This is a genomic window from Leisingera sp. F5, assembly GCF_001593695.1.
Genome location: NZ_LUKH01000003.1, coordinates 82,712 through 106,643, shown reverse-complemented (window position 1 = coordinate 106,643; position 23,932 = coordinate 82,712). Strand labels below are relative to the sequence as shown.

The 23,932-nt window shown below is 65.3% G+C and carries 12 protein-coding genes; 9 read left to right on the top strand and 3 right to left on the bottom strand.

Features of this window, described 5'->3' with window-relative positions:
- Nucleotides 1–2: 2 nt before the first annotated feature.
- A complete protein-coding gene (locus A2I95_RS02965; RefSeq protein ID WP_291727806.1) occupies nucleotides 3–755 on the bottom strand; it encodes a WecB/TagA/CpsF family glycosyltransferase in 753 nt (250 codons plus the stop codon).
- A gap of 195 nt (nucleotides 756–950) precedes the next feature.
- On the opposite strand from A2I95_RS02965, the gene A2I95_RS02960 reads away from it, so the two are divergent.
- The 8 genes from A2I95_RS02960 (at nucleotide 951) to A2I95_RS02925 (ending at nucleotide 19,670) form a co-directional block, all read left to right on the top strand.
- Nucleotides 951–2,414 (top strand): hypothetical protein, encoded by a 1,464-nt coding sequence (locus tag A2I95_RS02960; protein WP_367150660.1) that lies wholly within the window; start codon nucleotides 951–953, stop codon nucleotides 2,412–2,414.
- Nucleotides 2,415–2,675: 261 nt separating this feature from the next.
- The gene (locus A2I95_RS02955; RefSeq protein WP_291727646.1) at nucleotides 2,676–9,107 is read left to right on the top strand and encodes a type I polyketide synthase; all 6,432 of its coding nucleotides are present in this window, start codon (nucleotides 2,676–2,678) and stop codon (nucleotides 9,105–9,107) included.
- Between the two features lie 5 nt (nucleotides 9,108–9,112).
- The gene (locus tag A2I95_RS02950; protein ID WP_291727644.1) at nucleotides 9,113–10,129 is read left to right on the top strand and encodes a glycosyltransferase family 2 protein; all 1,017 of its coding nucleotides are present in this window, start codon (nucleotides 9,113–9,115) and stop codon (nucleotides 10,127–10,129) included.
- Nucleotides 10,126–14,703, top strand: a complete 4,578-nt coding sequence (locus tag A2I95_RS02945; RefSeq protein WP_291727642.1) for a MupA/Atu3671 family FMN-dependent luciferase-like monooxygenase — start codon at nucleotides 10,126–10,128, stop codon at nucleotides 14,701–14,703. The genes A2I95_RS02950 and A2I95_RS02945 overlap by 4 nt, the downstream gene beginning before the upstream one ends.
- Nucleotides 14,700–15,389, top strand: coding sequence for a 4'-phosphopantetheinyl transferase (locus A2I95_RS02940; protein ID WP_291727640.1), 690 nt, complete (start codon nucleotides 14,700–14,702; stop codon nucleotides 15,387–15,389). Before A2I95_RS02945 ends, A2I95_RS02940 begins: the two co-directional genes overlap by 4 nt.
- Nucleotides 15,386–16,324: a hypothetical protein gene (locus tag A2I95_RS02935; RefSeq protein ID WP_291727638.1), complete on the top strand. Its 939-nt coding sequence runs from the start codon at nucleotides 15,386–15,388 to the stop codon at nucleotides 16,322–16,324. Before A2I95_RS02940 ends, A2I95_RS02935 begins: the two co-directional genes overlap by 4 nt.
- On the top strand, nucleotides 16,321–18,837 hold the full coding sequence (locus tag A2I95_RS02930; RefSeq protein WP_291727636.1) for a hypothetical protein: 2,517 nt from the start codon (nucleotides 16,321–16,323) through the stop codon (nucleotides 18,835–18,837). The genes A2I95_RS02935 and A2I95_RS02930 overlap by 4 nt, the downstream gene beginning before the upstream one ends.
- Entirely contained in the window at nucleotides 18,834–19,670 is an 837-nt protein-coding gene (locus A2I95_RS02925; protein WP_291727634.1) for a glycosyltransferase family 2 protein, read from the top strand. Before A2I95_RS02930 ends, A2I95_RS02925 begins: the two co-directional genes overlap by 4 nt.
- A gap of 92 nt (nucleotides 19,671–19,762) precedes the next feature.
- Here A2I95_RS02925 and A2I95_RS02920 read toward each other — a convergent pair whose 3' ends face one another.
- Nucleotides 19,763–20,971, bottom strand: a complete 1,209-nt coding sequence (locus A2I95_RS02920) for a glycosyltransferase (RefSeq protein ID WP_291727632.1) — start codon at nucleotides 20,969–20,971, stop codon at nucleotides 19,763–19,765.
- Between the two features lie 235 nt (nucleotides 20,972–21,206).
- On the opposite strand from A2I95_RS02920, the gene A2I95_RS02915 reads away from it, so the two are divergent.
- Nucleotides 21,207–22,577 (top strand): oligosaccharide flippase family protein, encoded by a 1,371-nt coding sequence (locus A2I95_RS02915; RefSeq protein ID WP_291727630.1) that lies wholly within the window; start codon nucleotides 21,207–21,209, stop codon nucleotides 22,575–22,577.
- On the opposite strand, the gene A2I95_RS02910 is transcribed toward A2I95_RS02915, so the two are convergent.
- Nucleotides 22,543–23,826, bottom strand: coding sequence for a DUF874 domain-containing protein (locus A2I95_RS02910; protein ID WP_291727629.1), 1,284 nt, complete (start codon nucleotides 23,824–23,826; stop codon nucleotides 22,543–22,545). The two genes, A2I95_RS02915 and A2I95_RS02910, sit on opposite strands and share 35 nt — an antisense overlap.
- Between the last annotated feature and the right edge of the window lie 106 nt (nucleotides 23,827–23,932).

Here is a 23,932-nt window from a genome sequence, read left to right as displayed (position 1 = left end):
CATCACCGCGCCCGGATGCGCCAAGCCCTGAGCATCTGACCAGGCAGGATCATCAGGCATTTGCCATAGCGCGGCAGCAGCCGCGCCGGGCTGGACAGCGCCCGCCACAGCCATTCCATTGCAATCGCCCTGATCCAGCCAGGCGCCCGTTTCTGATGGCCGCCGAGAAAATCCAGCCCGGCTCCGATGGAGGCGAACCCCGTGCGCGGCGATATCCGGCGGCCGCGTTGGGCAAACCGTTCTTGCTTTGGCGCCCCCAGCGCCAGAAAGCACAACGCAATGCCGGTTCCCTCCAGCCGGTGCAGGATTTGATCCGCCTCCGGCCCGTCCGGGTCAAACCGGCCGGATGGCGCTTGGGTCCAAGCTATGTTCAGTCCCGGCACCTGTGCCAGCAAAGCGGCCTTGGCGTCCTGCAGCGCCGCATCCGTACTGCCCACGAGGGCCACCGGAACCCCGGCCTCTGCCGCCAGGCGGCACAAGGGCAGCACCATGTCCGAACCAGGCATCAGCTCCACCGGGCGGCGGGCAAGCCGCGACAGCCAGACAACCGGGCGCCCGTCTGCGACCACCAGATCCTGCGCCTGATAAGCAGCCAGGAAGCCCGGAGTCTCCGCCATCTTGACCAGGTGGTCCAGATTGACCGTGGCCAGCGCAAACCCCTGCGAGGCCTTGAACCGGGCCCGGACCTCGGCTTCAAGCATGGAACGCGCCGGCATGTTCACCGCAACCCGGCGGCCATGAAATTCGAAATACAATGCTGCCTCCAACGACAATGCCGTCTCCTCATACCGCCGGCACGGCGGCCAAGCCAGCGGCCCCGCATCCGCTGCCCCCTGAGCGTGGCAAAGCTGCACGCTGTTTACCTCTTCTTGCAATTCCGCGGGACAGGGCCGTCCGCAACCGGTAAACTTTGATGCAAATCCGGGGAATTGAGGGGGGGCACCAGGGCTTTGCCCAACGCTTTGGCTTATCTGATGCTGCTGGCCTGGCCGCTGGCCAGCCTGATCCTGTTCCGGCGCCTGCCGCTGGAGCGGGCAATCCTGTGGTGCCTCATCGCAGGCTATCTGCTGCTGCCGCCGCTGGCCGAGTTCGACCTGCCGCTGGTGCCGGATATGGACAAGTTTGCCATCCCTTCGGTGATGGCGTTCCTGTTGTGCCTGCTGCTGCTGCGCCGGCCGGTGCCGCTGCTGCCGCGGCATCCGGCGGTGCGGGTACTGGCATTGCTGTTTGTGTTCGGCGTCATCCCCACGGTGCTGACCAATGGCGAACCGGTTCTGTTCCGCAGCATCGCCAATTCCGAACCGATCATCTTTCTGACCAATCAGCTGCCGGGGCTGCGCTGGCGCGACCTGGGATCCGTGATCATCAACCAGATGATCGTGCTGATGCCGTTTCTGCTGGCACGGCGTTACCTCTCCACCCCCGAAGCACAGCGCGAGCTGCTGCTGGCACTGATGATCGGCGGGCTGGCCTACACCATCCCGTCGCTGATTGAAATCCGGCTCAGCCCGCAGATGAACGTCTGGTTCTACGGCTTCTTCCAGCATGACTTCAGCCAGATGATCCGCCAGGGCGGCTTCCGCCCCATCGTATTCCTGCCGCATGCCCTGTGGCTGGCGTTTTTTATGCTGTCGGCGCTGCTGGCCGCGACGGCCCTGGCGCGGGCGGCCTCTTCCGGCCAAAGGCTTCGCCTGATCCTGGCGGCAGTTTATCTGTTTGCCGTTCTGGTGCTGTGCAAGAGCCTCGCCTCGCTTGCCTATGCGCTGGCCTTCACGCCTGTGGTGGCGCTGGCGCCCCTGCGATGGCAGCTGCGGGCGGCGCTGCTGCTGGCGCTGATTGCAGTAGTTTATCCGATGCTGCGCAACACCGGGCTGGTGCCGACCGAGGCGCTGGTGGCGCAGGCCGAGGCAATCAGCGCCGAGCGGGCGCATTCGCTGAACTACAGGTTCGAGAACGAAACACAACTGCTGGCGCGGGCTGCGGAGAAACCCTGGTTCGGCTGGGGCGGCTGGGGCCGCAACCTGGTGCGCCACGCCGGGACCGGGCAGATCCTGTCGATCCCTGACGGGCGCTGGATCATCGTTTTCGGCACCTTCGGCTGGCTCGGCTATGCCGCTGAAATGGGCTTGCTGGCAGCGCCGCTGGTTCTTCTGGCACAAGCTGCGCGCCGCGCGCCGCGGGGCAGTATCTCGCCCTATGCCGCGCCTATTGCCCTCATCCTTGCGGCAACCATGGTGGATATGCTGCTCAACGCCACCCTGATTCCGATCACCTGGATGTGCGCCGGCTCGGTGCTGGGCTACGCCGAGCGGCTGCTCTACCCGGGCGTGTTCGGCAGGAAACCAGCCCTGTTCAGCGGGGCGCAGGCGCTGATGCCTGACACCGCCGGGCCGAAACGGCGCAGTATTCTGTGATGCCGCAATCTTTCCGCTTTTCAGGCTCAATTCAACACAATGCGTCCACAGGCTGGCCCTATGGATTGACGAAAATAAACCGATTGAAACCGGGTTGCAGCACAGATGGGGATCTGGTGCTGCCAGACCGGGACAAGCCGCCGGGGAGAACCCTGGCACCATAAATCAACCCGTCCGGCGGGCGGCTGCCAGCGCTGCAAAGCAGGCTGGCCGCAGTGCGCCGGGCTGTCTTTGAAGGGTCAGTGGGGTCAGGTATTGGCGATGCAGGACGGGAAACCCGCAGCGGGGGGCGCTGCCGGAGATATAGCAATTGTCGGGTTGTCAGTGACAGTCCCCGGCGCAAATTCTGCCGAGGTCTTCTGGCAGAACCTGCGCAACGGCATTGAATCGATTGAGATCCTGGACCGGGACACTCTGCTGGCGGCTGGCGAAAGCGCCTCCGTGCTGGCCGATCCGAACTACGTGCCTGCCTCTGCCAGGCTGCAGGGGTTTGATGAATTCGACGCCGAGTTCTTTGGTTTCAGCCCCAAAGAAGCCGCCATCCTCGACCCCCAGCACCGCAAGTTTCTGGAAGTGGCCTGGGGCGCGATGGAAAACGCGGGCCATCCGCCCGAAAGCCTGCAAGGCCCGATTGGTGTTTATGCAGGCTGCGGCATGGGCAGCTATTTCTATTTCAACATCTGCTCGAACCCGGCCCTTGTGGATGATGTGGGCATGTTCCTGCTGCGCCATACCGGCAACGACAAGGATTTCCTGTCGACCCGCGCCAGCCATGTCTTTGACCTGCATGGGCCCTCGGTCAACGTGCAGACCGCCTGCTCCACTTCGCTGGTCGCCGTGCATTACGCCTGCAAAGCCCTGCGCGAGGGCGAATGCAGCATGGCACTGGCCGGCGGTGTCACCATCGAGCTGCCGCAGGGCCGCGGCTATCTTTACAAGGAAAACGAGATCCTGTCGCCCGACGGCCATTGCCACGCCTTCGACCATAGGGCGCAAGGCACGGTCTTCGGCTCCGGTGCAGGGGTCGTGGCGCTCAGGCGGCTGGAGGATGCCATTGCCGACGGCGACCACATCTGGGCCGTCATCAAAGGCTCTGCCATCAACAACGACGGCGCCGGCAAGGCAGGATATCTGGCGCCCTCCGTCGGCGGCCAGTCCGCCGCGGTGCAGGCCGCGCTGCAGGCCGCCGGCACTCCGGCAGACACCATTGACTACGTCGAATGCCACGGCACCGGCACCTATCTGGGCGATCCGATCGAGGTTTCCGCGCTCACCGATGCTTTCCGCACCACCACAAACGACCGGGGCTATTGCAGCATCGGCTCGGTCAAAACGAATATCGGCCATCTGGATACCGCGGCGGGTGTCACCAGCCTGACCAAAACGGCGCTGGCGTTGCATCATAAGGAAATTCCGCCCTCGCTGGGCTATGAGGCGCCGAACCCGGCAATTGATTTCGAAACCTCGCCATTCCGCGTGAATGCCACCCTCACGCCGTGGCAACCGCATAAAGGGCCGCGCCGGGCCGGCATCAACTCGCTGGGCGTTGGCGGCACCAATGCCCATGTGATCCTCGAGGAAGCGCCGGAGCGCGCACCGTCCGAAGAAAGCGATTTCCCGTTCCAGATCCTTTGCGTTTCGGGCCAGTCCAAACCTGCGCTGGACGCCAATACCCAGACCCTGGCGGAGTATCTGAAGGCAAACCCCGCGGCTGATCTGGCCGACGTGGCCTATACGCTGAAGGAAGGCCGCCGCGGCTTTGCCAAACGCCGCGTTCTGGTGGCGGAGACTCCTGCCGAAGCCGCCCGGCTGCTGGAAGAAAACGATCCGCGCAAGGTCTTCACCCATGACCGCCTTGGCACAGCGCCCGAGGTGGTCTTCATGTTCCCCGGCGGCGGCGCGCAATACGCAGGCATGGCGCGCGATCTTTACGAAACCGAGCCGGTCTTTGCCGACTGGATGGACCGCGGGCTGGAGCATCTGCAAAAGAGCTTGGATTATGACATCCGCGCCATCTGGCTGCCGGAAGAGGGCGAAGAGGACACAGCCAACGCGCGCCTGCAGCAGCCCTCCGTTCAGCTGCCGTTGATCATGATCGTGGAATACGCGCTGGCGCAGCTTTGGATCAGCTGGGACGTGAAACCCGCTGCACTTGTCGGCCATTCCATGGGGGAAAACACCGCCGCCTGCCTGGCCGGCGTCATGAGTTTCGAGGACTGCATCGATCTGGTCCTCTTGCGCGGGCGGCTGTTTGACACCGTGCCCGCAGGCGGCATGCTGTCGATTGCCTTGCCCCTGGCAGAGGTTGAGGCCGTCCTCGCCGATGATCTGGACATTGCCAGCGTCAACGCGCCCTCCCTCACTGCTGTTTCCGGCCCGCAAGACGCTTTGGACCGGCTTTCGGCGGATCTGACCGCGCGCGAGGTCGAGCATCAGCGCATTGCCATCGACATTGCCGCCCATTCACGGATGCTGGACGGCATCCTGCAGGACTACGGCGACTTCATACGCTCCCTGACCCTGTCGGCGCCGAAACTGCCGGTGATCTCAAACCGCACCGGCGCACTGCTGACGGCGGATCAGGCCACCGATGCAGATTACTGGGTCGGCCAGCTGCGCAACACTGTGCGCTACGCCGACTGCATCGAGACCCTCGCCAAGACCCCGAACCGCGTGTTTCTGGAAGTCGGCCCCGGAAAGGCGCTCAGCGCGCTGGCGCAAATGTCGCCCGCCGTGCAGCCGGGCCAGGTGCTCAGCTCGTTGCGCCACCCCGATCAGGACGTGATGGATGACAGTTACTTCTTCGGCGTCATCGGCCGCCTTTGGGCCTGCGGGGTCGAGGCTGATTGGCAACAGATCTGGGGCGAAGCACGGCGCAACCGCCTGCCCCTGCCCGGTTACGCCTTTCAGCGCAGCCGCTATTTCATCGAACCCGGCAAACCCGCAGTTGAAGAAGACACGCCCCCGGCCCGGCACGAGGACCTGTCGGAGTGGGGCTACCGCCCCGCCTGGCGGCCCAGGTTCGCCGATTGCATCCTGGATGTGGCGCAAGAGCTGAATCAGGAACCGCATGTTTGGCTGATTTTCGAAGATGAAGCAGGCCACGCTGCCCGCGCGGCAGAACGGCTTGAGGCCGCAGCCCATGCCGTTATCCGCGTCCGCGCCGGGGACACTTATGCGCAGCTGTCCCCAACTTCCTACATACTGCCGCCGGAACAGGGCCGCGCGGCTTATGGCATGCTGCTGTCCGATCTGGCAGAGGCCGCGTTGCTGCCGCACCGCATCGCGCATTTCTGGCTGGTGACGGAAGGGGAAAGCTTCCGCCCCGGTTCGTCCTTCTTTGACCGCAATCTTGAGATGGGGTTCCATTCCCTCACTGCCTTGGCTCAGGAACTGGGCAATGCCGATCTGCCCGGCCCTCTGCACATCGACGTCTTCACCACCGGCGCAGCACAGGTGCGCATCGAGGCACTGCCCTACCCGGAAAAAGCGATGATTGCAGGCCCCGCCGGGGTCATCCCGCATGAGCTGCCAGGGCTGACATGCGCCACCATCGACATTGAACTGCCGCCAAAACCGCAAGGGCTGTTTGGGTTCCGGAAACCGGCTGAGGCCCCGGATATCACCCCCCGCCTGCTGGAAGAGCTGATGGCCGAACCCGCAAACGCCGCCGCCGCCTGGCGCGGGGAAAAGCGGTTTGAACTTAACTGGCGCCCGCAGCCGCTGCCCGAACCGGAGACGCCGCCCTTCAAACAAGGCGGGCATTATCTGATCACCGGCGGATACGGCGGCATCGGCCTGACCATCGCGGGCTACCTGATGCGCGAATACGGCGCCAAGGTCTCGCTGATTTCCCGCGAAGGCCTGCCGCCGCGCAATGCCTGGGATCGCTGGCTCAGCAGTCATAGCCCGGCCAACCGCACCGCTCTGCGCATACGTGCAGTCATGGCACTGGAGACGGGTGGCAAGGGCCAGGTGCTGCCGCTGGCCGCCGACGTCTGCAACAGCGGCGATCTGCGCGCGGCGCGCGAACACGCGGAGGCTGCCTTTGGCCCCGTCACCGGCGTGATCCACGGCGCCGGTGTCATCGATGACGGCCCGCTGCTGGCCAAGGACGAGGACCGGATCGCCCGGGTGCTGGCCCCCAAGGTCAGCGGGTTGCGGGCGCTGGATGCAGTCTTCCCCGATGGCAGCCTGGACCTGATGGTGCTGTTTTCCTCCTCCTCCGCCGTGACCCGGCCAGCGGGCCAGGTTGATTACATCGCAGCCAATGAATTCCTCAACGCCTGGGCCAAGCACCGCGCGGGCGGCCTCACCCACGTGATGGCAGTGGATTGGGGCGTCTGGTCCGATACCGGCATGGCCGCCGACGCCATGGCCAACCGCAACGGCGCCACTGCCGCCGGCACGCCGGAACCCTGCCAGCAGCCGCTGTTGCAGGAATGCGGATATGACACTGCCGGCAATCGCATTTTCACACCGCGTTTCAAGACCACCGATTGGCTGCTGGACGAGCACCGCACTGCTGATGGCACTGCGCTGATCCCCGGCACCGGCTATATCGAAATGGCGGCTGAGGCGCTGGCCGAAACCGGCATCGAAGAACCCTACGAAATCCGCGACCTCTACTTCATGCGCCCCCTGGTTGTAGCTGAGAGCAACCCGCGGAACGTCTTGGCCAAGCTTGAAGCTAATGAAAATGGTTATGAACTGTTTGTTTACTCCGCATGTACAAATGGTTACTCTCTAAATTGTCAGGCTATGCTGGCCTCCGCGGCGGCGGCAGAACGCCCCGCCGCACTCAACCTCCAGACGATTTTCACCCGATGCCCGGAGGAGCAGGCGCCAATCGACGGGCGCTTGCGCTCCGCGCAGGAGGCGCATCTGCGCTTTGGTCCGCGCTGGCATGTGCTGAACCGCGCGGCACTGGGAAATGGTGAAGGCCTCGCCACTCTCTCACTCCCGGGCATCGCGGCACAGGACGGCTGTCTGCTGCATCCCGGTCTGCTGGATCTGGCCACCGGCTGGGCGATGGGTCTGATCCCCGGTTATGACGCCAGCGCGCTTTGGGTTCCGGTCTCCTACCGGCTGATCCGGATTTTTGCGCCGCTCACCGCCAGCATTTGCAGCCATGTGCGGCTGGCGGATGCGCCGGATGGCAGCTCTGCCGCCTTTGATATCACGCTGACCGATCCGGACGGCACTGTTCTGGTCCAGATCGAAGGATTCCGGATGCAGCGTCTGGCCGCCGGGTTTGACGCCGCAGCCGCAACGGGACAGGCAGACGCAACCGCCGCAGAGCTGGGCCTGGAACCGTCCCCCGGCACGCACCCCCTGTCACCCGAGGAACGACGCCTGCAGTTGAACATCTCCAACGGCATCAAAGCCGCAGAAGGCGGCGAAGCGCTGGCCCGTGCCCTGGCCACCGGCCTGCCGCAGGTGGTGGTCTCCTCGCTGGACCTGCCCGCATTGATCGCGCAAGCACGGCAGACAGCCACCGCCGCAGAGGAGGCGCAGACATTCGAGCGCCCGCAGCTCGACACGGATTATGCCGCCCCCCGCAACCCGGTAGAGGAAGAATTGGCCAGCCTCTTTGCCGCCCTCCTTGGGGTATCGCAAGTGGGGATCGAGGACAGCTTCTTTGATCTGGGCGGCCATTCCCTGATTGCGGTGCGGCTGTTTGCCCAGGTGAAGCGCGGCTTTGGTGTGGAGTTTCCCCTGTCGGTGCTGTTCGAGGCCCCCAGCATCGCCGCGCTGGCGGAGCGGATCATAGACCGCACTGGCGGCGGGGTTGCCGCGGAACCGGGTAATCCTGCCGCGGCGGTAGAAAACAAACCATCCTTCACCCATCTGGTGCAGCTGCATCCGGGCGACGGCACCGGGCGGCGGCCGTTCTTCCTGGTGGCGGGCATGTTCGGCAATGTGCTGAACCTGCGCCAGCTGGCCCTGCTGGTGGGTAAGGACCGTCCGGTCTATGGCCTGCAGGCCAAGGGGCTGGTCGGCACTGACGCCCCGCACAGCCGGATTGAGGACGCAGCCCGCAGCTGCCTGGACGAGATCCGCCAGATCCAGCCCGACGGCCCCTATCTGCTGGGCGGGTTCTCCGGCGGCGGCATCACCGCCTACGAGATGGCGCAGCAACTGAAGGATCAGGGCCAGGACACCACCGCACTGATCCTGCTGGACACGCCCCTGCCCCTGCGCCCGCCCCTCAGCCGCCGCGACAAGGCGCTGATCAAACTGGCCGAGCTGCGCAGCAAGGGGGCTGGCTACATTGGCGAATGGGCCAGAAACCGTATCGCCTGGGAGATCGAAAAACGCCGCGCCCGCCCGGCAGAGACCGGCGGTCAGCCCGAATTCAACAACCGCAAGATCGAAATGGCCTTCCGCACCGCGGTTGAACGCTACGCCCTGCGCCCCTGGAACGGCCCGCTCACCCTGTTCCGCCCGCCGCTCGACCGCAAATGGCAGGTCAGCAGCGGCAATTGGGTCAGTGCCGCGCGCGAATATGTGTTTGATGACAACGACTGGACCCGCTGGGCCGCGCAGCTGGAGGTGGCCGAAGTGCCCGGCGATCACGACAGCATGGTGCTGGTGCCGAACGTCAGCGTGCTGGCCGCCGGCGTCAAAGCCCGGCTTGACGCGGCTGAAGCGGCGGCAGGCCTGGCACGCTATGCCGAAGCCGCGGAGTGACCCCCATGAACCAGCAACGCATCCTCACTATTCTCCTTAATTACCGCACGCCGGAAATGACCCTGCGGGCAGCAGAGGCCGCCCTGCGCGAAATGGAGGACCTGCCGGGCGAGCTGCTGATCATCGACAATGGCTCTGGCGACGGTTCGTATGAACAGATCCGTGCAGCAGCAGACACACGCGGCTGGCTCGGCAGCGGGCGGCTTCGGGTGATCGCCTCACCCGTCAATGGCGGTTTTGGTGCGGGCATGAACCTGGGGCTAAAAACCGGTCTGTCGGACGGCAGCGCGCCGGAATTCTACTACCTGCTCAACTCCGACGCCTTTGTGCAGGGCAGCACCATCCGCACCCTGCGCGATTTCCTGCTGGAACGCCCCGGCGCCGGGCTGGCCGGCTCTTACGTGCGCGGCACCGATGGCGTGCCGCACCGCACCGCTTTCCGCTTCCCCTCCATCGCGGGTGAATTCGAGGGCAGCGCGCGCACCGGCATTTTCACCCGGCTGCTGAAACCCTGGGTGGTCGCCATGGACATGCCGCAGAGCGAGGTGCAGGTTGACTGGACCGCCGGCGCCAGTCTGATGATCCGCCGCGACGTTATCGAGGCCGTTGGCGGCTTTGACGAAACCTTCTTTCTGTATTTTGAGGAAACCGACCTCTGCCGCCGTGCTGCCCGCGCAGGCTGGCGCACCCATTATGTGCCGGCCAGCGAAATCGCCCATGTCGGCTCTGCTTCCACCGGTATGAAAGGCTGGCAGCGCACGCCGCAGTACTGGTTCGACTCGCGGCGGCACTACTTCGTGAAACACCACGGGCACGCCTATGCGGCCGCCGCCACGCTGGCACGGATCACCGGCAGCCTGATTTATGGCCTGCGCCGCCTGATCCAAAACAAACCGCAGGCGGACCCGCCGCATTTCCTGCGCGATCTGGTCCTGCACGGCCTGCGCGCGATGGCCGCACCACGGCCAAAACCGCCGCAAGAAACGCGCGCGCCCTCTCCGGTTGCTAAGGAGCAGAAATGACGTCCTTCACATGTGCCCTGATTGGCAATGAATCCCTCCTGATCGGCTGCGCCGAGTCGCTGCTCGCACGCGGCCACCAAATCCGGGCCGTAGTGTCGCAAGACCCCGACATCCGGAGCTGGGCAGCAGCCAAAGGCCTGACGGAACTGGATAATCAGCGCGATTTGGCGCCTGGTTTCGACTGGCTCCTGTCGATAGCCAACCTCTCCGTGATCCCGGAGGAGGTCCTGTCGCGCGCCGCCAAGGGTGCGGTGAACTTCCACGACGGCCCCCTGCCCCATTACGCGGGCCTCAACACCCCGAACTGGGCGCTGATCAACGGCGAAGCGCAGCACGGCATCACTTGGCACCTGATCGAAGGCGGGGTGGATGAGGGCGATATCCTGGCCCAGCGGAGGTTCGATGTGGCTGCGGACGAAACCGCCTTCAGCCTGAACTCCAAATGCTACGCCGCCGCGATGGGTAGTTTCGGCGAAGTTGTCTCGCAGCTGGAAACCGGCGATCTGAACCGGCAACCGCAGGACCTGAGCCAGCGCCGCGTGTTTGCCAAATCCGACCGCCCTGCCGCAGGCGGGTTGCTCGACTTCACCCGCCCTGCGGCGGAGCTGGCCCGGCTGGTCCGTGCCTTGGACACTGGCGGCTACTGGAACCCGCTGTGCGCCGCCAAGCTGCGCGCGGACAGGGCAATTGTACTGACTGGCGCTGCAGAGGCGGCAGTTGGCTCCGGCGCCCCCGGCACAGTGCTGGACGTCCGTAAAGACAGCGTGACAATCGCCACCGCGGACGGCGCGCTGGCGCTGTCTCGGCTGACCACGCCGGCAGGCAAGCCGCTGGACGCCTCTGCCCTTTTCAAAGCCGGCGCCGTGCTGCCATCGCTGTATGAAGAGGAAGCCAGAACCCTTACCGTGCAGATGGCCGCCGCTCAGGGCGGCGAAAGCCATTGGCGGCAGCAGCTTTCCGTAATGCAGCCGGTACAAATACCGCTGGCCTCGGATACCGGCGGCCAAGGCTTTGCCAGCCGTGGCATAGCCCTGCCGGGCAGCCTCAGCGAAGCGCAAGCTGCTGTTGGTGTGCTGGCCTGGGCGCTGCTCAGCTGCGGGGAGACGGCTGCCGATGTGGCGTTGTCTACTGGCAGCATGAACGCTGTTCCCGGGCTGATCTCATCCTGGGTGCCGCTGCAGGCGCAACGGGATGAGTCGCTTGCCAAACTGGAAGTGAGTGCAAGGCAAGAAATTGACAAGGCGAGACAATTTGGAGGGTTTACAAGTGATCTCGTGACGAGGGCACCCGAAATCACTGCCCGGTCCCAGCCTGCAATCGGTCTTTCACTGGGCAAGGGCCAGCCCATCACAGGCTGCGCTGCAACCGTTGATTTCTCCGACGGAGCAATGGTCTTGTATACGGACAATTCCCAGCTGGATGCCAAGGCAGCGGAACTGCTCACCGCCCGGCTGGAGCTGGTGCTGAACGCAATCACCCAGGACACCAGCCAGCTGGTGTCCGCGATGCCCATCCTGCCGGATGCGGAACGCAAGATGCTGCTGGAGGATTGGAACCAGACCGCCACGGATTACCCCGCAGATCTGACCATCCACGCCGCGTTTGAAGCCCAGGCCGCCAAGACCCCGGAGGCCGCCGCGCTGGTCTTTGAAGACCAATGCTTCACCTATGCCGAGGTCAACGCCCGCGCCAACGCAGTGGCCGCACGCCTGCGTGAAATGGGCGTGAAACCTGGCACGCATGCGGGCATCCACATCCGCCGCGCGCCCGAGCTGGTCTTTGCTGCCTTGGGGGTGATGAAGGCCGGCGGCGCCTATGTGCCGCTGGACCCCGCCTACCCTGCTGACCGGATTGCGCATTACATCGCAGACAGCCGGGCAGAGGTAATTGTGACGCAATCCGCGCTGACCGGCAGCTTACCCGCTTCGGATGCACAGGTGCTGGAAATCGAAACGGTCCCCGCGGGGACAGACGCAGAAAACACCGATGGCGGTGCTGCCGGCAGCGATCTGGCCTATCTGATCTACACCTCCGGCTCCACCGGCCTGCCCAAGGGTGTGATGGTCACCCATGCCAACGTCGCGAATTTCTTTGCCGGCATGGACACCCGCATCCCGCATCAGCCCGGCGATGCCTGGCTGGCGGTCACCAGCCTTAGCTTTGACATCTCGGTGCTGGAGCTGTTCTGGACCTTGTCGCGCGGGGTAAAGCTGGTCTTGTCCAGCGATGAAAGCCGGCTGGAACTGTCCAAGGGGCCCGTTGCGAAATCGGACAGGAAGATGGATTTCAACCTGTTCTACTGGGGCAATGACGACGGGCCGGGGCCGCAGAAATACCACCTGCTGCTGGAGGGCGCCAAATTCGCCGACCAGCACGGTTTCAACGCGATCTGGACACCCGAACGGCATTTCCACGCCTTTGGCGGCCCCTACCCGAACCCGTCGGTAACGGGTGCTGCGGTGGCGGCGGTGACGCAGAACATTGGCGTGCGGGCCGGTTCTTGCGTCGCGCCCCTGCACCATTCCGCTCGGATCGCCGAGGAATGGGCGGTGATTGATAACCTGACAGCGGGCCGGGCGGGGATCGGTTTTGCCTCGGGCTGGCAGCCGGATGATTTTATCCTGCGGCCCGAAAACACACCGCCTGCGAACAAGCCCGCATTGTTCGAAAGCATTGAAACCGTGCGCAAACTCTGGCGCGGCGAGGAGGTCTCATTTCCCCGCAAGGACGGCAGCGAACACCGTGTCATCACCCAGCCCCGCCCGGTGTCCAAGGAACTGCCGGTCTGGGTCACCACCGCGGGCAACCCGGAAACCTGGCGCGAAGCGGGTGCGATCGGGGCAAATCTGCTGACCCATCTTCTGGGCCAGAGCATTGACGAGGTCGCGGGCAAGATCCGCATTTATCACGACGCCCTGCGCAATGCCGGCCATGACCCCGCGGATTTCAAGGTCACGCTGATGCTGCACAGCTATCTGGCCGGAACCCGCGAGGAAGCCCGCCAAGTGGCGCGGGAGCCGATGAAGGACTACCTGCGCTCTGCCGCCGGGCTGATCAAGCAATACGCCTGGGCCTTCCCGGCGTTCAAGAAACCTGAAGGGGTGAAGAACCCGTTTGAGATGGACCTGGGGTCGCTGTCGGAGGAGGAGCTGGAGGCGATCCTCGACTTTGCATTCGAGCGGTATTTTGAGGACTCCGGACTGTTCGGCACCATTCAGGACGCCTGCCAGCGGGTCGAGCAGCTGAAGCGCATCGGTGTGGATGAGATCGCCTGCCTGATCGATTACGGCATCGCGCCGGATGTAGTGCTGGAGGGGTTGAAACCCTTGGCTGAGGTGCTGCGCCTGTCGAACGCCCCGCAACAGCTGGCGGCGGATGACTTCTCTTTGGCCGCGCAGATCGTGCGCCATGGGGTCAGCCATGTGCAGTGCACCCCGTCGATGGCGCGGATGATTACCGCTGATGAAGGCGCCAGCGCCTGTCTGGGCCGGTTGCAGCATGTTCTTGTCGGCGGCGAGGCACTGCCGGGCGATTTGGTGCAGGCGCTACAGGGGGTAACCAACGCCGAGATCCTCAACATGTACGGCCCGACCGAGACGACGATCTGGTCGACGGTAGAGAAAATCAGCGCCGTCTCCGCGGGGATTGCCAGGATCGGCACGCCGATTGCCAACACGCAGGTCTACGTTCTGGACGAAAAACAAAGGCCTGTCCCCGCGGGGACGCCCGGCGAGTTGTATATCGGTGGAGCGGGTGTCACCGCAGGCTACTGGCAACGGGAAGAGCTGACTGCTGAACGCTTCGTTAACACAGCGTTCGCTGATACCCCCCTGTATCGCACCGGGGATCTGGTGCGCTGGGCGGCAGGCGGCACGCTGGCTTTTCTGGGCCGCACCGACCATCAGGTCAAGATCCGCGGCCAGCGGATTGAGCTGGGCGAGATCGAGGCCGCGATGGCCGCCTGCCCCGGCGTGACAGGGGCTGTAGTGGTGCCTCGCGGTGAGGCCGGCAGCGAGCAATTGCTGGGGTATGTCACGGCCTCTGCACCTGTGTCCGAGCCCCTCGTGAAACAGGCGCTGGCCGCGAAGCTGGCAGCGGTGATGGTGCCCGCCCGTATCGTCACGCTGGAGGCTTTCCCGCTGACTCCAAACAAGAAAATCGACCGCGAGGCGCTGCCGGACCCGCAGCCGGCGCGGGTTGAGGCCGCGAAAACTGTTCCGCTGGATGCAGGCGCGCAGGCCAGGATCGCCACGGTCTGGAGCCGCATTCTGGGTGTCAGCGGCATTGGTGCGCAGGACAACTTCTTTGCCCTTGGCGGCCATTCGCTGCTGGCGGTCCAGGCGCACAGGGAGCTGCGCGAAGAACTGGGCGAGGCGCTGGGCAATGCGAGCCTGTCGATCACGGATATCTTCCGCTTCCCGACGCTGGCCGGGCTGGCGGCCCATATCGAAGGGCTTGCAGGCACCCCGGCAAATGCGGAAGAACAGCCGCAGGACAGCGAAGGGCCCGACCGCGCCGGCACCATGTCGAAGCGGCGGGCAATGCGTGCAAACCGCAGAGCAAGGACCGGATGACAGAGGCCGAAAACAAACTGGCAGAGCGGCTGGCATTGGTCCGGCCGCTTTTTGCCGCCGATGTGGCGCTGGCGGCGGCGGATCCGCTGGGTGCCCCGCCCGCACCGCTGGCAGAGGAAGCTGCGGGGCTGTCGCCCAATGCAGTCGCCAAGCGGCGCGGCGAATTTGCCGCGGGCCGCGCGGCGGTGCATCAGGCGATGCGGCAGCTTGGGCTGGCGCCTGCTCCTGTGCCCGTGGGCCGCGACCGGGCGCCGGTCTGGCCCGCGGGGCTGGTCGGCTCGATCACCCATACCAAAAGCTGCGCCATGGCGGTGCTGGCGCAAGAGGGCGATGTTCAGGGTCTGGGGATCGACGTGGAAGAGGACACGCCGCTGAAGGACGAGCTGCTGCCTGCGATCTGTTCGGACCGCGAACAGGCCTGGCTGCGGCGTCAGGATAATCCCGGACAGATGGCCAAGGTGATCTTTTCCGCCAAGGAAGCCGCCTACAAATGCCAGTACACGCTGAGCCGGGCCTTCTACGGGTTCGACGGGATGGAGCTGGAGTTCGATCTGGCGGCAGGCGCGTTTCAGGCCGTGTTCACCGCCGGCCGGCCGCCGTTTGCGCGCGGCGAGGCGGTTTGCGGGCGCTTTGTTATTGGTGCCGGGCTGATCATCACCACGGCGGAAATCCGGGGCCGCGGATGATGGGGCGGCGCGGGTTTCTGGTGTGCGGCGCGCTGAGTGCAGCGCTGGGGCTTATGGCCTTTGCAACACGCAGCCGCAGCGTGCCGGTTCCGCCGCCGCTCTCGCCGCCTGATGCCCCTTTGCAGGTGTTTCATCTGGGCCATTCTCTGGTCGGCCCGGATATGCCGCATATGCTGGCGCAGCTGGCGCCTGCGGGGCATGGGTACAACAGCCAGCTGGGCTCGGGCACATCGCTGCGGGCGCATTGGGAACCGGATGAGGACATCCTCGATTTCGCAACCGCCAACCAGCCGCCCGCTTACCGGGACGCGCGGGAGGCCGTCGGGTCCGGTGAGTACACTGATGTGGTTCTGACCGAGATGGTCGAGCTGCGCGACGCCCTCCGCTATTTCGGCGCTGCTGAATACGTCGCGAATTGGGCCGGGCTTGCGCGGGCGGCGTCACCCGGCACACGCATTTATCTGTATGAGACCTGGCACAGGCTGGACGACCCGGACGGCTGGCTGGACCGGATCGATGGCGATCTGGACGCGCTGTGGGTGGGCAAGCTGCTGGGGCCGGACAGCCGCCGCAACCCGCAGCATCCGGTCTATCTGATCCCCGGCGGACAGGTGCTGGCGGCGGTGGCGCGGGCAGCGGAGGCCGGAGAAATCCCTGGTCTGGCTTCACGTGAATCGCTGTTTGCCCGCACGCCTGCGGGGGAATTGGACACGATACATGTCAATGATCTGGGAGCCTATGCGGTTGCGCTGACCCATTACGCGGTTTTGTACCAGCGCTCGCCCCTGGGCCTGCCGCATGCATTGACCCGCGCCGATGGCAGCCCGGCCCAGGCGTTTGCGGCAGACGCCGCCGCCAAGGTGCAGCAGATCGTCTGGGACGTGGTGCGCACCCTGCCCCGCACCGGAATCGCCACCGGGGGAGCGCCGGCATGACGCTGGAGGCGCTGATTACATCGGTTGTCATGATCGGCCATTCGCTGTTCGGGCCGGACAACCCGCAGATGCTGGACCAGCTTTTGGACGCGCGCGGACGGGCCACGGTAGAGGCGCAGATCATCAATGGCGCGCCGCTGAGCTATAGCTGGCAGCATAGCAGTACCGCCGAGGGCGTTGATTCACGTGAAAGACTGCGCCGGCCCGCAGATGCGGTGATCGTGACCGAGGCGATACCGCTGGCCAATCATCTGAAATGGAGTGATACCGAAGGTGCAGTTACCCGGTTTTATGAGCTCGCGCGGGCCGCAAACCCGGATGTGGACTTCTACTTGCAGGAAACCTGGCACAGCCTGGACAGCGGCACCGGCGCCGAGGTGCGCTTTGACAAGGGGGCGGATGTGCCCTGGCGCGAGAGGATCAGCCAGGACCTGCCGCGCTGGCAAGCGGTAGTCGATGAGGTTAACACAGCCACCGGCGGCACCGTGAAACTGCTGCCCGCGGGGCAAGCCATGGCGCGACTGGAGGATGCGATTCTGGCGGGCACCATGCCCGGCCTCAGCAGTATCCACGACGTGTTCGCCGATGATATCCACCCCAACGCCACTGGGTTCTATTTCCTGGCGCTGCTGCAATATGCGGTGCTGACCGGGCAGGACCCCGCTGGCCTGCCGCATCAGCTGAGCAACCGCTGGGGCAAGCCCTATCCCGCGCCGCCCCCTGAACTGGCGGCGCGGCTGCAGGACATTGCCTGGGCTGCGGCCCAAGGAACTGATGTGCGCACCGCAGCCCTGCCGCCGGAGCCTGCCGCGCGTCCGCGCGAGCCTGCTTTGCCCGCGCTTGACACGGCAGAGACTGCGGACAGAGCCGCGCCGCTGGCCACCCCCGCCCGCCAGCCCGTCGCCATAAATCTGGCTGCAATCGCGGATTGGAGCACCCAGGCGCCCTTCCTTGATCATTTCAAAACCGCACGCCCCTGGATCGGGCATCTGCCAAAACGCTGGGGCGGTGCGGATCACCAGGATCTGCTGGCCGCCGGCTATCTGGACCCGGACGGCTGGCCCACCGCCATCCCGCCTGAGCTGACATCTATCGGCACGGTGATCCTGACCGATCTGCCGGTGGAGGCCGTCTCGCTTGCGGGCCGCTATGTGCTGCGGTTCGAGGGCCAAGGCATTGTCGAGGTTGCGGGCCGGGCAGAAAATGTCCGCTACGGCAAGGGCGAAGTGCGGTTTGACTACGCCCCCGGCCCCGGCCCGGTGGAAATCCGCATCCAGCGGACAGGGCGGCGCAGCGGGACCGGCGATGACTATGTGCGCAGCATCCGGGTGGTGAAGGAAGAGCACCTGGAGGCCTTTGAGCAAGGCGCGCTGTTCAACCCGCTGTGGCTGGACCGGCTGGACGGGTTTGCCGCGCTGCGGTTCATGGATTGGATGGCCGCCAATGACTCGGCCCAAACCGGCTGGGAAGACCGGCCGCGGGTTCCGGAGTATACTTGGGCGCTGAAGGGCGTTCCGGCAGAGATCATGCTTGCGCTGGCCAACACGCTGGGGGCTGATCCCTGGTTCACCATGCCGCATATGGCGGACGACAGCTATGTCCGGCAATTCGCCCGGCTGGCAGAGCGCGGCTTGGACGAGGATCTGCGCGCCTATGTGGAATATTCCAACGAAGTCTGGAACTGGCAGTTCCAGCAGGCCGCCTGGGCTGATGCGCAGGCGCAGGCGCGCTGGGGCAGCGACAGCTTGTGGATGCAGTTCTACGGCGGCCGCGCCGCGGAGGTTGCGCAGATTTGGACGCAAATTTTTGGCGGGGAAAGCCGCCGGCTGGTGCGGGTGATCTCCTCGCAGACCGGCTGGCTGGGATTGGAAGAGCAGGTTTTGACGGCGCCGCTGTGGAAGGCCGAACAGGCGGGGCGCCTGGCCCCGGCTGCCTATTTCGATGCCTATGCGGTGACCGGGTATTTCGGCGGTATCCTTGGCGTCCCGGACCGCGCCGGACACGTCCGCGCCTGGATCGCAGACAGCCGGGAGCAGGCCCGGGCGGTGGCAGCGGAACGCGGGCTGACCGGGCCGGCGGCAAGCGCATTTGCAAAGGAACATCAATATGATGCAGCGACAGCCCAAGCCGGAGCGGAGTTGCGCGACGGGCTGATCTCGGGGGACGGCACCGACACATTGACCGACCTTCTGGGGCGTGTGCTGCCCTACCACGCCCAGGTTGCCCAAAAACACGGGCTGGGGCTGATCATGTATGAGGGCGGCAGCCATGTGGTCAGTATCGGCCCATTGGTGGAGGATGAGACACTGACCGGGTTCTTCACCCACTTCAACTATACGCCCGAGATGGGCAGGTTGTACCGGGACCTTCTGGCAGGCTGGAGCGCCCTTGGCGGGGGCCTGTTCACCGCCTATGCCGATGTTGGCGTGCCTGGGAAATGGGGCAGCTGGGGCGCCTTGCGGGTGCTGAGCGACGAAAACCCGCGCTGGGACGCGCTGGAGGCCGTGAAGTGACCAAAGGTGTTTCGGTGCTGATCCCGGCCCATGATGAGGCAGAGTATATCGCGGGGTGCCTGCAAGCGGTTTTTGCCTCGGATCCGCTGCCTGCGGGCATGGCTGCCGAGGTTCTGGTGCTGGCAAACGGCTGCCGCGATGAAACGGCCGCAGCGGCCCGCGCGCAGCAGCCACCTGCGGGCTGGGATCTGCGGGTGCTGGAATTGCCTGAAGGCGGCAAGCTTGGCGCGCTGAATGCCGGCGATGCGGCGGCCCGCGGCGGGATCTTGATCTATCTGGATGCAGATGTGGCGGTCAGCCCGGCGCTGATCCCGCAAATCACGGCAGCACTGGCGGAAAATGCGCCGCGTTACGCCAGCGGCTGTCCGCAGGTGGCGCTGGCGCGCAGTGCGGTGACCCGAGCCTATGCACGGCTCTGGACCCGGTTGCCGTTTGCCGCCGGCGGCGTGCCCGGGTTTGGCGTGTTCGCCATGAACCGGCCCGGACGGCAGCGCTGGGGGGACTGGCCTGATATCATCGCCGATGACGTTTTCGCCCGCCTGAATTTCGCCCCGTGCGAACGGGTCAAAGTGCCTGCTGCTTACAGCTGGCCGATGGTGGAAGGCTTCCGCAACCTCGTCCGGGTGCGGCGGCGGCAAAACGCCGGCGTGGCTGAGGTGGCAACAAAATTCCCGGACCTGCAGCAGAATGAAGACAAAATCCCGCCAAGCGCCGGCGCCGTGCTGAAGCTGCTGCTGACGGATCCAACCGGTTTTGTGATCTATGCGATGGTCGGTCTGGCCACAAAAACACCGCTGTTTGCCTCAGCCAGCCGCTGGACCCGCGGCCGCTGAGGCCTGGGTTTTGCCGCTGATCTGTCCCGGTGGTGCTCCCGCGCCCGCAGGGTGCCAAGGGTGCGCTGGCGACGGGCGGGAGTGCGCCGGTTTTATCCGGCAATGGCCTTGCGGAAATGGGCGGCGAGTTTGGCGGCCTCTGCGGCACTGTCATGACGTTTCAGCACGCGCCTGCGGCCCGCCTGCCCCATGTCGGTCAGCTGCGGGTGCGGGGTCTGTGCAAGGGTGAGGACGGCCTGTACCAGGGCGCCCTCACCCCCGGCCGGCAGCAGCCAGCCCGTTTGTCCTGCCACCACCAGTTCGGGCGTGCCTGCAATACATGTTGCAATCACCGGGCGCGCGGCGGCCATTGCCTCCATCACCACCATCGGCAGACCTTCGGCAAATGATGGCATCACCAGCGCATGGGAACTTGCCAGCTCTGCCTGCACCTCGGTTTCGGCAAGCCAACCGGTCAGGGTGACGCTGCCCTGCAAACCATGCGCTGCAATTGCGGCCTCCAGCGCAGGCCGCATACCGCCGTCACCAACCAGCGACAGATGCAAGTCCGGGATTTCCTGCACCAGCCGTGCCATGGCTTTCACCAGCACCATCTGGCCTTTCTGCTCCACAAACCGCCCGATCGCCACCAGCCGCAGCGGCCCCTGCGGCAACGGCGCAGGATCTGCAAACCGTTCCGGCTCAATCCCGCAATGCACCACTTTGAGACTGTCCCAATTGCCGAAAGCGGCCCAGCGGCTCAGCTGGCTTTTGCCAAAGCTGCTGACAGCCACAGTAAAAGCCGCACGGTTGATCTTCTCACCCAGCGACAGCGCTTTCGGCGCGTCGAACTCTTCCGGCCCGTGCACGGTAAAGCTGTAGCCCGGACCGCCCAGCGTATGGGCCAGCATTGCCACCGCCGCCGCATTGGTGCCGAAATGGGCGTGCATATGCTGCACGCCTGCCGCTGTGCAGCGCTGTTTCACATAGGCGGCTTCGCCCAGATAGATCAGGTGCCGCAGGAGGCCTGTGCCGGCGGCACGCGCCAGTTTCAGCGCCAGCCGCAGCGCGTGGGCAAAGCGGGCGGGTGACGCTGCCGCCTCTCTAGCGAGGGCGGCAAGCAGGCGCCCGGCGCCGGCCTGCAGCACATATTCCGTGCGCGCGGCCTCAGCCTGATCCTTGGGGTCCACCAAAGCCGCAGCCGAAGGGCGCATCGCCAGGCGCCGGATCTCCACGCCCTGACGCTCCAGCGCCTGCAGCTCACGCCGGATGAAACTGTGCGAGGGCTGAGGATACGTGTTCAGGACATAGGCAATTTTCAACGCGGCTGGTTCCGTGCAAATCTTGGGTCTTGGGCAGGTTAGCGGCGGTTACGCCGGTTGCCCAGCGTCCTGTTGCGCTTGTCGCGCAGGCGTGGAGAATGGGCTGCGGGGGCCATGATTGTTATGGTATTTCCGCCCCTGCATCCCGCATTCCTGTTGCAAGCGGCACTGTGATTGACGCCCCCTGCCCTGCCGCCTAGCCTGCGGAACCGGACGTTTGGGGATTGGCGCGGACATGCAGCGGGTTGCTTCGCTTTTTGCCGGTCAGGGGATGATGGCGCGAGTACTGCGCTCGGCCTCCTGGCTGATGATCGGATATGGCGGCGGCCAGGCATTGCGGCTGGCCTCCAACCTGATCCTGACCCGCCTCCTGTTTCCCGAGGCCTTTGGCCTGATGGCGCTGGTGACGGTGGTGACGGTCGGGCTGTCGCTGTTTTCAGACGTTGGCATCGGGCCATCGATCGCCCAGAACCCGCGCGGCGATGATCCGGACTTTTTGGACACGGCCTGGACCATTCAGGTGGTCCGCGGCTTTGGCCTGTGGGCATTGACGGCGCTGCTGGCCTGGCCTGCCGCGCGGTTTTACGGCGCACCGGAGCTGCTGGCCTATCTGCCCATTGCCGGCGCCGGACTGGCGATTGCCGGCTTCAACCCGACGCGGATCGAGACCGCGCACCGGCATCTGCTGGCGGGCCGGGTCACGGCGCTGGATCTGGCGGGCCAGGGTATCGGGCTGGCGGCAATGATTGCGCTGGCGCTGGCCACGCAGTCGGTGATCGCGCTGGTTCTGGGCGGGGTGATCCAGGCGGCGGCCAAGCTGCTGCTGTGCCACTATGGCCTGCCCGGTGCTGCAAACCGGTTCCGCTGGGAACGGGCCGCGGCGGGCGAGCTGATCCGTTTCGGCAAGTGGATTTTCCTGTCGACCGCCTTCTGGTTCCTGACCTCGCAAGGCGACCGGGCGATCCTGGGCAAGTTTGTCCCGCTTGAGGTGCTGGGCATCTACAACATCGGCTATTTCCTGGCGAGTTTTCCGATGCTGCTGGGCCATGCTGTGAACCAGCGGCTGATGATCCCGGTTTATCGCGACAAGCCCGCACAGGAGGGGCCGGCGAACCTGCGGCGGCAGCGGCAGCTGCGCACGGGGCTGACGGCGGGGATCCTGGCAGCGCTGATCGCAATGGCCTGGGCCGGACCCTGGCTGGTGCAGTTGCTGTATGATGACCGGTACCTGCAAGCGGGGCCGATGATCGTGCTGATCGCCCTGGCGCTGGCGCCTGCGGTGATCACGATGACCTATGATCAGGCTGCATTGGCAGCAGGCGACAGCCGCGGGTTCTTTGTGTTTTCGGCTGCCCGGGCCTGCCTGCAAACAGGCATGTTCCTGGGCGGCGTGGCCTGGTTCGGGCTGGCGGGCGGCATTGCGGCGTTGGGGCTGGCGATGCTGGCGGCCTATCCGGTGCTGGTGCGGCTGGCGCGCAGGCATCATGTCTGGGATCCGCTGCATGATGCGGGTTATGGGCTGCTGACCCTTATTGCCGGCGGTGCGGCGCTGCGCTGGCACTGGGATGCTGTCACGGCCATGGCAGCCGCAATGAGCTCTTCCTGACCTCAGGCCCCGCGCCTGAACAGTCTGAACAGCCCGCGGCGCGGCGGGCGTCCATTACCGGGATGGAGACCACTGGCATCAGGCCAGTTTCCCGCTCCATCTGCGCGGCGGTGCGCAAAACCGGGTGGCGCAGCTCTTGCAGGAAGGCCGCCAGAAGCGCCGCGATGACACTGGCCGCAGCGCCCAGCAGGGCCTTGGTCTTGCGGGCGCCGGTTACCGGAAAGTCCGGCAGCGGTGCGGGTTCGATCACTGTCAGCCGCTCGGCCTGGCGGCCGGTTTCCAGGCGAAAGCCGACTTCGGCTTCGTTAAGACGGGCAGTCATTTGCGCCAGTTCCCCCTGCGCCTGCTCCAGGCGGCGGTCATAAGCGCCCAGCCGGCGTTCAACCTCAGGCGTGGTCTGCAAGGAGGCTTCCAGCCCTCTCTTGCGCTGGGACAAAAGCTGCTCCTGGGCGTCCAGCGTGGCCAGCTGCTGTTCAGCCTCCGCCAGTAACCGGCGGGCAGTGGCAGGGCGTTCCGTGGCCTGGGCCTGATCGGCACCGCGACGGATTTCGATGCGTTCGCGGGCGATCTCCAGCAGGCCCTCATTCATCGTGGCGATTTCGGCCCTGCGGAATTCGATGGTGCCGGGCAAGGTCACGTCATTTTCATTCCGGTAGGCCGCGATTTCGTCTTCCAGGGCCGCAACCTGATCCGCAAGTGCGGCCTCCTTTTCGGCAAAGAAGCTGAGGGTTTCGCGGGCCTGGTCAATGCGGGTGGCAACGCTGAGTTCGATGGTGCGGCGGCCGAATTCGCTGGCGACCTGCTGCGCCTGCGCGGCGGTGGGCATCCGGGCGGTGATGGTCAGCACCGAAATGGTGCCGTCATCGGCAAAGCCTTCGCGGGCTGCGGCGACGCCGGTGATGCGGACCGAGTCCCGCAGCAGTGCCACCTTCTGCAAGGGGGTCAGCGTGCCCGTATCTGCGTAGAGGCCGAATTTTTCGATGATTTCCAGCACCGTGCCGCGCGCCATCAGCCGTTGTTCGATCAGCTGCATCCGACGGGCAGAGGAGCCTTCGACCGTTGACTTGGCCAGTTCGCCGGCAATCTGCGGCTGGGTGATCTGCAGCACTTCGGCGGTTTCAAATTCATGCTGCTGCCGGGCGGCAAACCAAAGCGACAGCAAGCAGCCCAGAACAAAGACGCAAGCGATGGTGAACAGCCTGCGCCGCACCATGTCCAGGAAATCGCCAAGCGAATAAATCGGGCCCATCTGTCTGCTCTCTTGCGGCTGCTGCGTGCCAGCCGGTTGCCATCCATGCCTTCGGGCAGCCCGCCGGCCGCTGTTGCCCGGATTTTGACCACAGCAACCGGGCAAA